Annotated in this window: 11 protein-coding genes; 1 reads left to right on the top strand and 10 read right to left on the bottom strand. The window is 63.1% G+C overall.

Translation table 11 applies throughout. The features are described from left to right. Positions 1-109: 109 nt before the first annotated feature. The 3 genes from ABC729_RS18620 to ABC729_RS18610 form a co-directional block, all read right to left on the bottom strand. Positions 110-2,953, bottom strand: coding sequence for a TonB-dependent siderophore receptor (locus tag ABC729_RS18620; RefSeq protein ID WP_495609101.1), 2,844 nt, complete (start codon positions 2,951-2,953; stop codon positions 110-112). Between the two features lie 125 nt (positions 2,954-3,078). Further along, on the bottom strand, positions 3,079-4,062 hold the full coding sequence (locus ABC729_RS18615) for a FecR family protein (RefSeq protein WP_495609100.1): 984 nt from the start codon (positions 4,060-4,062) through the stop codon (positions 3,079-3,081). Continuing rightward, positions 4,059-4,628 carry an RNA polymerase sigma factor gene (locus ABC729_RS18610; RefSeq protein ID WP_495609099.1) on the bottom strand — a complete coding sequence of 190 codons (570 nt, stop codon included), beginning with the start codon at positions 4,626-4,628 and terminating at the stop codon, positions 4,059-4,061. Before ABC729_RS18610 ends, ABC729_RS18615 begins: the two co-directional genes overlap by 4 nt. Positions 4,629-4,860: 232 nt before the next feature. Between ABC729_RS18610 and ABC729_RS18605 the strand changes: the two genes are divergently transcribed. Next, entirely contained in the window at positions 4,861-5,646 is a 786-nt protein-coding gene (locus ABC729_RS18605; protein WP_495609098.1) for an enoyl-CoA hydratase-related protein, read from the top strand. A gap of 33 nt (positions 5,647-5,679) precedes the next feature. Here ABC729_RS18605 and ABC729_RS18600 read toward each other — a convergent pair whose 3' ends face one another. The 7 genes from ABC729_RS18600 to ABC729_RS18570 are packed head-to-tail and all read right to left on the bottom strand — an operon-like array spanning position 5,680 to position 13,285. Then, a complete protein-coding gene (locus ABC729_RS18600) occupies positions 5,680-6,681 on the bottom strand; it encodes an ABC transporter ATP-binding protein (protein WP_495605627.1) in 1,002 nt (333 codons plus the stop codon). 18 nt (positions 6,682-6,699) lie between these two features. After that, complete coding sequence (locus ABC729_RS18595) at positions 6,700-7,710, bottom strand: ABC transporter ATP-binding protein (protein ID WP_495609097.1); 1,011 nt, start codon at positions 7,708-7,710, stop codon at positions 6,700-6,702. 13 nt (positions 7,711-7,723) lie between these two features. Then, positions 7,724-8,593 (bottom strand): ABC transporter permease subunit, encoded by an 870-nt coding sequence (locus tag ABC729_RS18590; protein ID WP_495609096.1) that lies wholly within the window; start codon positions 8,591-8,593, stop codon positions 7,724-7,726. Further along, positions 8,586-9,509: an oligopeptide ABC transporter permease OppB gene (gene oppB, locus ABC729_RS18585; RefSeq protein ID WP_495609095.1), complete on the bottom strand. Its 924-nt coding sequence runs from the start codon at positions 9,507-9,509 to the stop codon at positions 8,586-8,588. Before oppB ends, ABC729_RS18590 begins: the two co-directional genes overlap by 8 nt. 15 nt (positions 9,510-9,524) lie before the next feature. Next, positions 9,525-10,814: an amino acid deaminase gene (locus ABC729_RS18580; protein WP_495609094.1), complete on the bottom strand. Its 1,290-nt coding sequence runs from the start codon at positions 10,812-10,814 to the stop codon at positions 9,525-9,527. Positions 10,815-10,832: 18 nt separating this feature from the next. Next, on the bottom strand, positions 10,833-11,834 hold the full coding sequence (locus ABC729_RS18575) for an ornithine cyclodeaminase family protein (protein ID WP_495609093.1): 1,002 nt from the start codon (positions 11,832-11,834) through the stop codon (positions 10,833-10,835). Beyond that, complete coding sequence (locus ABC729_RS18570; RefSeq protein ID WP_495609092.1) at positions 11,831-13,285, bottom strand: M81 family metallopeptidase; 1,455 nt, start codon at positions 13,283-13,285, stop codon at positions 11,831-11,833. The genes ABC729_RS18575 and ABC729_RS18570 overlap by 4 nt, the downstream gene beginning before the upstream one ends. Positions 13,286-13,305: the final 20 nt, after the last annotated feature.

Here is a 13,305-nt window from a genome sequence, read left to right as displayed (position 1 = left end):
TGCCTGCTCCAAAAAAACGGGCGGCGGGATGAGAGGGACCGCCGCCCAGGGAGAGAGAGTGAGGAGGAAAGGCCGGGATGGCAAGGTGCCATCCCGGTATCAGACAAGGTCAGAACCGCAAGGTGGCGCTGGCCACCACATTGCGACCGGCAATGCCGCGACCGTAGAAGTAACCGCCCACGACCGACTGGGTCTGGCCCTGGCGGGGGTTGCCCTCCGTCAACCCGACCTCATTGGTCAGGTTGTCAGCGCTGACATTGATGTTCAGTTCCGGCGTCACATTGACGCTGAAACCCGCACTCAACACCGTGTAGCTGGGCAAGGCCAGACCGTTACCGGCATCGGCATAGATTTTGCCGATATATTTATAGCGGAAATAGACCTCACCCAGGTCATTGGGCAGATGGAACGACGGGGTGATGGTATAAAGCGTCTGTGGCGTGCGTTCCGGCACCTTGCCATTATAGGCCGGGGTCGCCACGCCATTCAGCCGGACCTTGGACAGGTTCGGGCTCTGGAACACGCCCATGGCGTCGATGGTCAGGAAATCGACGGGCTTCAGGTTCAGATCGATCTCCAGGCCATCCGTGCTCATATCCGCCAGGAAAGAGCCTTGGACCGCCTGATTATCGGGATCGATGAAGTTGTAATACTGATTGGCGAAGTCGGTGCGGAAGCCCGTGACAGACGCCACGATATACTTGTTCTGGAACCGCACGCCGGCTTCATACAGGTCCAGCGTCACCGGCTTATGCGTGCCACCCGGATCACCGCCATTGGTCTGGAACCCGTGTGCATAGCGGGCATAGACCGACAGGTTATCCGTGAACAGGTAGTTGGCACCCACCGTGGAGGAGGTGGAGGTGTAGCTGCCCTTCTTCGTGGTATAGGTGCCGTCGAACGTGCTGCCGACGTCACGGGCCAGACCAACGGTCCCGGCGGGAACCGGCTGGTTCGCGGAGGCTGTATTGCCGATATCAACCTTATCATGGAAGAATTCGGTGCGCAGACCGAAATCGACACGCAGGCTGTCGCCGATCTTCATCTCATCATTGCCGTAGATTGAGAAGGATCGGATATAATCGTTCCAGATGCCGGTGCCCCAATCGCCATAGGACATCATGCCATTGTTGGTCAAAAGGCCGACAACATTGTTGGTGGCATCCAACGCGACCACGTCATAGATGTGGGAATTGTTACGCACATCATTGATGACATGGGTCACCGCCGACTGATTCTTGCGGCGTTCGACATGATAATACATGCCGCCGACCGTCAGCGAATTGTCAATCTCGCCCCAACTGGCGTCATAGGTGCCGCCGAAATTGCTGCCGAAATCATGGCCAGCCACCTGATCATGGTTCAGCCATGTCTGCTGCATCAGACCGTTGCCGTTCAGGGCATTCAGGGCGGCGGTGTTGTTAGAGGCGATGACCTGACCCGTCGTCACATCCATGAAACCGAAGCGTGCGGCATTGGGGAATGCCGCCCGTCCTGCCGTAAGCAGACCGGCGATGGGCGAGGCAGCACCGCCATTCAGATAGGCGGTCGCCGGAGCCAGACCGGCATTGCCGGAGCCACTGCCCGGAAACAGGCCGTTAAAGTCCCATTTCAGGTCGAGATAACGCGCCTTGGCGAACAGGCGGAAATCATCATTGATCGGGGTTTCAAAGTCCGCGCGGACCTGGGCCGTCTTCGCCTCAATCCCCTTGGAAAGACGGAACGGACGCAGGCATTGACCCGTGGCGCAACTGACCGGCACCTCAATATGGCCGAAGGCCTGACCGCCGATATTGTCTTCCAGAATGTCCATGCCGGGCACGCTGGTCGGCTTGCCATTGGCACCGACACGGTGCGGCATGCCGGCATAATAGGCGTCGTGCTGATCGCCATATTTTGCCGTCACACGCAGCCAGGTACCATCGTCCCACTGTTTCTCCACAGCACCCTTAATGTGATAGGTGTCGTAGCGGAAGGAGGACTTGCGGATACCCGGATTGCTCTCCATATGGCCACCGATATTGAAGGCCAGATCCTTCTCGATGGGGGCGGAATAATAAAGATCGACACGCCGGTTGCCATAGGACGAGCCGGTGACCCGTGCGATCCCTTCCGATCCAATGAAATTGGGCCGGCGGGAGATGAAATTGACGGTCGCCGCCGCACCATTGACCGACAGAATGCCCGACGTACCGCCGCGCACGGCCTCCATCCGGTCAATCGTCAGGTTTTGGGCCAGAAACTCGTCAGCGCCGCCACCGCCATAAATGACGGGCATACCGTCTTCTTCCAGCGTGATGAAGCGCTGACCACCGCCGGCCAGACCACGGACGGAGTAGTTGTTGGAGACATTGCCCGCCGTCCCTTCGACAAAGATGCCGGGGATCAGTTCCAGCGTTTCCGCCAGGGATCGCGGTGCCTTGCGGGCCAGATCGGCCTCATCGGCATAGGTGGCATCAACGGAAGAGGTGATCAGCGGACGATTGCGCGAGGTGAAGCCCGTGACGACGATTTCCTGCAAATCCAGACCGTCGGAGACCGTATTGGCCGCCGCTGCCGCCGGCCCTACAGGCGCAGACGGGCTGATGCCGGACGGCGTCGCGGTGCCGTCGGCCACAGCATTATGCAGGGCGGGCACCACGCCGGCGCGGCGGTCGGTCTTGCGCGTCACAACCATGGCGCCCGACGGGTCGCGATGTACCGTCAGACCGGTATTGGCAAGGATGCTGTCCAGCGCCTCCTGTGCCGACAACTGTCCCTGTGCGCCCTTGGTGCTGATGCCGCTGACATCGTCGGCGCGGTAGATCAGCTGTGACCCCGTTTCACGGATGTAGGTATCCAGTGCTGCACGCAGGTCGCCCGCCGGAATATCGATGACGGCATTGCCGGGCTTCGTCTGCGCTGCGGCTTGCATGTAATAGCTGGCAGGCGTGACATCAGCAGCAACAGCCATGGCAGGCCAGCATACGCTGGACAAAAGCACGGCGGAAACGGTCTTCTTGATAGTGGGATTTGGCACGATACCCCCGTTTTATTGTGTTGTTGTATCGACCAGGACGAACAATCTAATAAAATCCCCTATTGTTTATTTGATATTTTTATTTTTTTCCCATCATCGATCACGGAAAGCCCGAAGCCGGTGCGTAACAGCCGGGCGAAGGCATCGACATTGGTGGCCTCGAAGCTGCCGCCGATGCGGATATCGCCCAGCGGACCGTCATCGGGCACCACCAGCTGCTTGCGGTTATAGCGGTTGAACTCCGCCACCACCTCCCGCAGGGGGCGTTCGGCGAAGATCAGCATGCCGCGCCGCCAGCCGAGCGCGTCCATCACCTGACCTTCGCTGCGGCCTGTCATTTCGATCTTGGCATCCCGCGCCACGATGCCGTTCATCTGATGCACCAGGACCGGCGGCATGCCGGTGGGGTCGGCCATGTTTTCCACCAGCACGGCCCCCTCGGTGACGATGACTTCCAGTTTTCCCTTGTCGCGACGAACCAGGAACTTGGTTCCCACATCCACGATGCGCAGATCGCCGCTGACCACCACGAAGGGCCGTTTTTCGTCGTGTACCACCTCGAAATAGGCCTCGCCCTTTTCCAGGCGAACCTCCCGGCTGCTGTCATCGACCGAGGCGTGCAGGCGGGTATCGGTGTTCAATTCAACCTTGGAACCGTCCTGCAGGCTGACGGAATAGCGGTCGCCGATGCCGGTGCTGAAGGCCTGGCCACGGGCCAGGGGCCAGTCCCACCGGCCCGGCGGCGGCACCAGCACAGCCAGGACGATGGCCGCCGCAGCCGCCATGGGCACCCAGCGACGCCAGACGGATGGCGTAACCGGCTCGCGGTTGACCGTTGGCAACGGCATCTGGAAACGAAGCTGATCGGCCTGCCGCCACGCAGCCTCCAGCCGCAGAAAGGCCACCCGGTGCAGCGTGGATGCGTTGATCCAGATGTCGAACGCCTGCTGCTGCGAGGCATCAAGCGGGCCTGCATCCTGCCGCGCCAGCCAGGCGGCGGCTTCAGCCTCTATCGGGTCCTGTCGCAGATCATTGTGGATCATGGCCGGCCAGCGCTCCGTCCCTGGCGCCGCAACGGCCCGGTTGTCGTTCCACCCGAATGGCTTGTTCCGGTGATGTCGGCCATCATATCGACGATCAGCCGGACCCCCTTGGCGACCTGATTTTCCACGGTGCCCTCACTGATGCCCATGCGGCGGGCGACGTCGCGTTGCGCCATGCCATGCACCTTGCGCAGAAGGATGACTTCCCGGCAACGCGGCGGCAAATGGTTGATGGCGGCCTGTACCAGACGCAGGGCCTGACGGCCGGCGGCATTGCGTTCCGGGTCGGGCTGATCGTGGGCAATATCCAGACCATCCATATCCATCACGGTTTCGATGGACACGACCTGCGCCCGCCGTGCGCGGTCGATCAGCAGGTTGCGGGCTGAGGTGAACAGGAAGGGCCGCGCCAGATCGGGAATGGTCACGGTCGCCGCCTCGTAAACGCGGGCATAGACCTCCTGCCGCAGGTCGGGGATTTCCGCCTGCTCCCGCCATCTGCGCCGCAGATAGTGGGTCAGTTCCGCCTCCAGCGGCAGGATTTTTTCGACAAACCATTCGTCCACCGCGTTCCTGTTCACAACAAAAAGCACCTCCCCGGCTCTTTTCTCCCACGCCTTTGCGGCGGGGCTTTCCTGTCAGGACGAATTGCCGTGATTTTTCCCATACGCGCCGGAAGATTTTTTTGAGCCAATCACTGTGGATTGGGTCAAAGGCGATCTTGTACATGACAGCGAAGATGCTGATAAAGCCGTAACGGTTGCCAACCTGTTCAGACCCCGTCCGGCGGAAAAGGAAATGATGCCCGATAAAGTCATTCTGCGCTGTGACGGAAACGGTGTCGGCCGCCTGATCTTGAACCAACCGGCCAGACGCAACGCCCTGTCCCAGGAAATGTGGCAGCTGGTGCCCACGCGGCTTGCGGAGGCCGCCGCCGATCCGGCCATCCGCGTGCTGGTGGTACAGGGCGCGGGCGGCACATTTGCCGCCGGGGCCGACATTTCCGAATTCGAAGCAGCCTATGCGACGCGGGAGAGTACGGCCATCTATGCTGGCGATATCGCGCGGGCCATGGACGGGCTGGCCGATTTCATCAAGCCGACCGTCGCCCTGATCCAAGGGGCCTGCGTGGGAGGTGGGTTGGGCTTGGCGCTAGCCTGCGACCTGCGCTTCGCCGCGTCTGATGCCCGCATGGGGATCACACCGGGCAAATTGGGATTGGTCTATCCGCTGGGCGACACGAAACGGTTGGTGCAGCTTGTCGGGCCCAGCCATGCCAAGGACCTGCTTTACACGGGCCGCCTGCTGAACGCCGACGAAGCCCTGTCCATGGGACTGGTCAACCGTGTGACGGCCCCCGACGCGGTGGAGGCTGCTGTCCTGGATCATGCCGCACAGATCACGGCGGCCAGCCAATATTCCGCCCGCGCCACCAAGCGGATGATCGCCCGTGTCCTGGCGGGACAGACTGTCGATAGCGATGAGACGGTGGCGGAGTTCCTGGACGCTGTCGAGGGTGAGGATTTCATCGAAGGTCGCAACGCCTTCCGCGACAAGCGTAAGCCTGGCTTCACCTTCGGGTGATGCCGTCATTTCAACCGCCGAGGCATTGGTGCCTCACACCAGTTTTTTCTCCGGCGGCCCCCAATGGTGGCAGGCGACCTTGTGGCCGGGTGCCTTTTCCTCCAGGACGGGGACGTCGCTGGCGCAGATGTCGGTGGCCTTGGGGCATCTTGTGCGAAAGACGCAGCCGGAGGGGGGCTTCATCGGGCTGGGCAGGTCGCCGCCCAGCACGATGCGTTCCTTGTTCTTCTCCACATCCGGGTCGGGCACTGGCACGGCGGAGATCAGGGCCTGGGTGTAGGGGTGCAGGGGGGCGGCATAGATGGCGTCGCGGGTGGCGATTTCCATGACCCGGCCCAGATACAGCACCATCACCCGGTGGCTGACATGGCGGACCACGGACAGGTCGTGGCTGATGAACAGCAGCGACAGGCCCATTTCCTGTTGCAGGTCCATCAGCAGATTGACGATCTGGGCCTGGATCGACACGTCGAGGGCCGAGACAGGCTCGTCGCAGACCACCATCTTGGGCTTCAGGATCATGGCGCGCGCGATGCCGATGCGCTGGCACTGGCCGCCAGAGAATTCGTGCGGGTAGCGGTTGATCATCTGCGGCAGCAGGCCGACCTTGGCCATCATGTCGCGCACCAGCGCCTTGCGCTCATCCTTCGACAGTTTGGGGCGATAGACGGTCAAGGGCTCGGCGATGATGTCGCCCACGGTCATGCGGGGGTTCAAGGACGCCAGCGGGTCCTGGAAGACGATCTGCATCTCCTCCCGCTTCTGCCGCACCACTTCCGCCCCGACACCCGTCAGGTCGGACCCCATGAACACTACCTGGCCATCGGTGGGCTTGATCAGTTGCAGGATGGCGCGGCCCAGCGTGGATTTGCCACAGCCGCTTTCCCCCACAATCCCCAGCGTCTCGCCCTCATTCAGGGTGAAGGAGACACCGTCCACGGCCTTCAGCGGCGTGTACTGGCCGATCAGCAACCCGCCGGTGCGGATGGGGAAATGGACCTTCAGGTCCGAAACACGGAGCAGTTCCTTGGACATGGCATCAACTCCGCACGATCAGGCGACAACCAGCGACGGTGCCGCCGGGTCGGTAACAGGGTTCTGAAGGCTGACCAGATGGCAGGCCTTGGCATGGCCGGGTCCAACCTCGCGCAGCAACGGCAGCTCTGACCGGCAGCGCTCATGCACGAAGTCGCAGCGTTCCTGGAACGGGCAGGCCTTGGGCAGGCGCTGCAGGTTCGGCGGCTGGCCGGGAATGGCGTAGAGCTTCTCCTGCCGGTCCTCCGTCAGGCGCGGCATGGAGGAGAGCAGGCCGGCGGCATAGGGGTGGGCGGGCTCATAGAAAATATCCCGCACCGTGCCCGTCTCCATGAACCGCCCGCCATACATGACCTGCACCTTGTCACACAGGCCGGCGACGGTGCCCAGATCATGGGTGATCAGGACGATGGCGGCCCTGGTCACCCGCTTCAGGTCGGACATCAGGTCCAGGATCTGGGCCTGCACCGTCACGTCCAGCGCCGTGGTCGGCTCATCCGCGATCAGCAGTTCCGGCTCACACAGCAGCGCCATGGCGATCATGATGCGCTGACGCATGCCGCCCGACAGCTCATGCGGATACTGGGCCAGACGGCGGCCTGCCTCCGGGATGCGCACAAGGTTCAGCATGTCGAGCGCGCGCTTGACGGCCTGGGCCTCGCTCATGCCCTTATGCTGCACCAGAACCTCGGTCATCTGCCGGCCGATGCGCAGATGCGGGGTCAGGCCGGTCATGCTGTCCTGAAAGATCATGGCGATCTTGTCGCCCCGGATCTTGTTCAGCTCCTTGATCGGCATGCCGACCAGTTCGGTGCCCCGGTATTTTGCCGACCCCAGCGCCCGACCATTGCGGGCCAGCAGGCCCATCACCGACATGAACAGCTGGCTCTTGCCCGAACCGCTCTCGCCGACGATGCCGACGCATTCGCCCTCATTCACGTCGAAAGAAACGCCATTGACGGCGCTGACCTCGCCATCGGGCGTGGCGAAACGGACCGAGAGGTCGCGGACTTCCAGAACTGCGGTCATCTTGTCCGTTCCCTTAGCGGTCCTTGGGGTCCAGCGCGTCGCGCAGACCGTCACCGATGAAATTGAAGCAGAACAGTGTCACGGCCAGGAAGACAGCCGGGAAGATCAGCATGTGCGGGGCGTTTTCCATCTGGGCGGCACCCTCGGAGATCAGCACGCCCCAGCTGGTCATCGGCTCCTGTACGCCCAGGCCCAGGAAGGACAGGAAGCTTTCCACCAGGATCACGACGGGCACCAGCAGGGTGACGAACACGATGACGGGGCCGATAACGTTGGGGATGATATGGCGCAGGATGATGTTGGGCGTCGACACGCCGGCGGCACGCGCCGCCTCGATATATTCCTTGCGCTTCACCGACAGGGTCTGGCCGCGCACGATGCGCGCCATGGTCAGCCATTCGACACAGCCGATGGCCGCAAAGACCAGCAGGATGTGCCGGCCAAACACCACCACCAGGATGATGACGAAGAACATCAGCGGCATGGAATAGAGCACATCGACGATGCGCATCATGATGCTGTCGATCCGCCCGCCGAAATATCCCGCCATGGCGCCATAGACCACTCCGATCATCAGGGCCACCAGTGTGGTCACGACACCGACGGCCAGCGACACCTTGGCACCGTACAGCGTGCGGATGAACAGGTCGCGGCCATTGGCATCGGTCCCGAACCAGTGGCTGCCCTCCAACTGCGGACCCACACCGATATAGTCCCAATAGACCTCGTCATAGGCATGCGGGCTGAGGAAGTCGGCAAACACCGCCATGAAGGTGATGATCCCCAGCACAATCATGCTGGCCACCGCCATCTTATTGGCAAACAACCGACGGCGCGCGTCCTGCCACAGGGAACGGCCCTGGATGTCCATGTCGCTATTCATAGCGCACCCGTGGATCCAGCAAACCATAGACCAGATCGACCAGAAGGTTCATCAGCACGATGAGGCTGCCATAGGTAATGACGGTGCCCATCACCAGCGTGTAATCGCGGTTGATGGCACCCTGCACGAAGTAGCGACCAATGCCGGGCAGGCCGAAAATCTGTTCAATCACCACCGACCCCGTCACCAGCCCGGCGATAGCCGGCCCCAGATAGGAGATGACGGGCAGCAATGCCGCGCGCAGCGTGTGGCGCGTGATGATCAGATGTTCGGGCAGGCCCTTGGCATGGGCCGTGCGCACGAAGTTGGAGCGCAGCACCTCGACCATGCCGCCGCGCGTCAGGCGGCTGATGATGGCGATCTGCGGCAAGGACAGGGCGATGACCGGCAGCACCAGATTGCGCAACGACCCGTCACCCAGACCCGCCACCGGCAGCCAGCCCAGATAAATGCCGAACACCAGGGTTAGCAGCGGGGCCATCACGAAGTTCGGGATGGTGATGCCCACCATGGCCACACCCATGATGGAATAGTCGGTGCGCGTGTTCTGGCGCATGGCGGCCAGGATGCCCAAGGTGCAGCCGATCACCACCGCCAGCGTGATGGCCGACAGGCCCAGCTTCAGCGACACCGGGAAACCCGTCCCGATCAGTTCGGAGACCGAGAAATCCTTATAGGTGAAGGAGGGGCCGAAATTGCCCTGTACGGCATTGCCCAGATAGATCAGGAACTGCTGCCAGACCGGCTTGTCCAGATTATAGGCGGCCTTCAGGTTCGCTTCGATCTCGGGCGGCAGCACGCGCTCGCTGTCGAACGGGCCGCCCGGCGCCGAATGCATCAGGAAGAACGACAAAGCCACGATCACCAGCAATGTCGGGATCGCTTCCAGCAAGCGCCGGATGATGTAGGAAAGCATGGGGTTCCCCGCCGGTCAGAAGAAGGTCAGGATGCCGCCACTGACGCGGTAATCATCCTCCACCACCGACAGCAGCCGCCATTTATCCAGCGTGGTGCAGGGATGGGAGATGCCGAAGCAGACCATGTCGCCTACCCGCAACGGGCTGTCCGCCGGCAGCGACAGGTAACCATGCTGATCGTTCATTCCTGTCAGCCGGTAATCGGACCCCAACGCCTGGGTCCCCTGCCCGCCAATCCGGTGCCAGGCCACGGGCACAGGCAGATCAATATCATTCCCGGCATCGCGCTTGCCCAGGGTGACGATGGCCCGGCCCGGATCAGGCCGTGACTGCACATAGGCCCAGACTTCGATGGCCGGTCGCGGCGGTGCCGCCAGCCCCGCCAGATGTGGGCTGCGTTCCACCAGCCGGTGCCAGGCCCGCTGCGCCCAGCCATGATCATGGGTCAGGTAGCAGCCGGAGCGCAGCACGATCTGTACCGGTGACGTCAACCCGATGGCCCGCATGGAAGCCGCTGCCATGTCGTAATAGATCGACCCACCGGCCGACAGCAGCACGGGGCCGGGCCGGAACCAGCCCTTGGCCTCCACCGCCCGCGCGGTTTCGGTCATCAGGGCGAACAGGTCGGCGATCCGCGCCTCAATGGCGGCATCGTTGGGGCCGGGCAGAATGCCCTCGTAACATTCGATCCCAGCCAGGGCCAGCACGTCCGACGCCTGCGCGATGGCGGCAGCGACGGCCATCGCATCCGCCAGAGTGCGCGCGCCCGTGCGTCCGCCCGCCTGTCCGACCTCCAGCAGCACGTTCACGGGACGGGTTGGCTCCGCCGCGCGCAAGCCCTGCACCAGCAAGGTGACCCCGTCCAGACTGTCGACCAGACAGTAGAAATCGAAATCCGGGTCACGCGACAACTCACCCGCCACCCAGGCAATGTCAGGGCGGGACAGCAGCTGATTGGCCATCAGGATACGGTTGATGCCGAAGCGGCGATATATCGCGGCATGGCCGACACTGGCCGCGGTGATGCCCCAGGCCCCATCCGCCAACTGACGATGGAACAGTTGCGGGCTCATGCTGGTCTTGCCATGCGGGGCCAGGGACAGGCCGGTATGGGACAGGAACGCCCGCATCCAGGCGCTGTTGGCCTCCAGCGCCGACCGGCGAAGCACCGCCGCAGGCAGGGGCAGGTCACCGGCCAGCAGGTTCCACCCCTTATCCGCGATCCTGTCCAGCGTGAAGGGCGGCGTCCCCGCCGGGATACCCTTGTAGCGGTCATCGATCTGCATGTTTTCGGGCATCGTCATGATGCTCTCTCCCCTTCTCTACATTCTTATTTTTTGCACGATTGTGAGCGGTGCGGCGGCAGAACGTGTCAGCAGATGGGCGGCAACGGCCAGATCCTGGGCCACCACGCCCACCGATTTGTACAGCGTGATCTGATCGGCAGCGGTGCGGCCTTCGGCCTTTCCGGCCAGGACGGCGCCGATTTCTGCGCGGATATGGTTTTCCATAATCAAACCGTCGCGCAGTGCCGCCTGAATGTCGCCACCCAGGGCCAGGGCCGAAGGAAGATGATCGACATAAAGGCGTCCACGCGCCAGAACCGCGCCATCCACCTCCCGCTGCTGCGGGAACGACGCGCCGACAATGTTCACATGCGCCCCCGCCGGCAGCAGCCCGCCCGGCAGGATCGGGTCCTTGGCGGATGTGGTGGTGCAGATGATGTCGGCCTGTTCGACCGCATCCGCCACCGTCGGACAGGGCGTGACCGCGACCCCGTGCCGTTCCGCCATCTCTGCGCAGAAGTCGGTGACCTTGGCCGGTGACCGGCCCCAGACCGACAGGCGCGACACGGGCCGGATCAGGCACATGGCCTCCACATGCCGCCGTGCCTGTTCGCCGCTGCCCAGCACCGCCAGATGGGTGGCATCGGGTCGGGCCAGGATGTCCGTGGCGACGGCGCTGGCCGCTGCCGTGCGGATGGCCGTGATGGCGCCGGCATCGAACAGGGCCACCGGCGCCCCATCATCGGCATCAAACAGCAGCACGGCCCCGCGATGGGACGGCAGACCGGCGGCAGCATTGCCGGGAAAGGCCGTCGCAACCTTAATCCCGAAACAGGCAGGTTCATCAATGAAGCCCGGCATCATGCCCAGCAGCCGGCCCGGAACCGGCAGGTCCAGGCGGCTGCGCGGCGGTTGCCGCACATCGCCGAGTGCCATACGTGCCATGGCACCGGCAACGGCACTGATCGCATCCCGCATGGACAGCAACGCCTCCACCCCCGCCGCGTCCAGCACAACCATGTCGCAGTAGCGGCTCATAACGGGTCCAGGGGCCAGACGGGGCGGGCCAGATGCCGGAACTGCACCTCACGGAAACTCAGGTCAATAGCGCCGGGTGTATCGACATAAAGGATTCGATCCGTTATCGAAATGAAATTGCTGAAGAAATGCACCGTCGATTTCGGCACCAGAATTCGTTTCGATAGTGGATCAATGCCCATTTCGGAATAGACATCGGGACTGAAGGTTTGTCCCCGCCCCTCCGTCACCACGACATCGACGCCGCCAATGCGGATAGCGGCAGCACCCCCAATGGGCAGCAGCGGGGTTTCCGGGGCACAGTGGCGCTGCATCGCATCGTCACGCAGGCACAGGACCGTCGCCATGCCGGTAACCGGTTCGCCCGAACAGGACTCCCGCTTGCCGCCGATCCGGGCCGGAAAAGTCCCACCGATCCCGGCGGCACGGGCTTCTGCAACGGTTTCAGGGTCATGCAGCAGACCAACCACCGCTCCCCCCACCCCGGCCGCGATCAGGCCGTGCAGGATATGGGTGGCGTCGCCCGGCGCACCCCCGCCGGGATTATCACTGCCATCGGCCAGGACGAAGGGGGGGCCGGGTGGGGCTGCCGCCACGCTGGCCAGCGCCTGATCCAGCGGCAGAGGCCGTAGAGCCAGTTCCTCCCTGCCCCGCCAGAACCGCCGGGCGATGGCATCGGCGGCGGCCTGGGCCAGGGCAGGATTGCCATTTCCGATGGCTAGCGCCCGCACACCGGCGTCGGCATGGTCGCCCCAGGGGAAGCCATGGATCAATGACACGGACAGGACGCCATCGGGTTCCTCCATCGCCGACATCCAATCGACAAAGGCGGCCATGGCCGGGCGTACTGTGGGAAAGGCACCGATGGCCGGCACCGGCACCATGGCCATGCGGGGCCTGATCTGCCCCTGCGCCGTCGCCAGGGCGAGGCGGTAAAGCTCCCCCGCACGGGCGGCAATATCGGTGTGGGGATAATGCTTGTAGGCAACCAGCAGGTCGCAGCTTTCCAGAAGCCCTCGCGACAGGTGGCAATGCAGATCCAGCAAAGCGCCGATAACCACATCCTGACCCAGCAACGCCCGGATATCGGCCATCAGCACCGCCTCGCAATGGCTGCCATCCTCCGCCAGGGTGGCACCGTGCAGGTTCATCAGCACAATATCCAGCGGTCCCGCCGCGCGCAGATCATCCAGGATACGGTTGCGCAGATGATGCCAGCAATCCAGCCGCAATGGCCCCGTCGGCGGGGCAAAGGCAACCGTGCCACCCAGCACCCGATGCCCGTCGGCCAGCGCCAGGGCGACCATATCGCTATGGCCGTTGGTCGGCGTTGCCATGCGGGGATCTAAACCCTCGCGGTAGAGGCAATGGCCGGCGAAATCGTCCAGGGTGGCGCGGGCGGTGACGAAACTGTTCACCTCGCACCCGACGCCGGCGATGAAAATACGCATAAGCACAATCTCCTGGGCGG

Source organism: Niveispirillum sp. CC-CTL257 (assembly GCF_059489915.1).
Note: the sequence above shows the minus strand (reverse complement) of the source record. Positions and strands in the feature narration are given on the sequence as shown.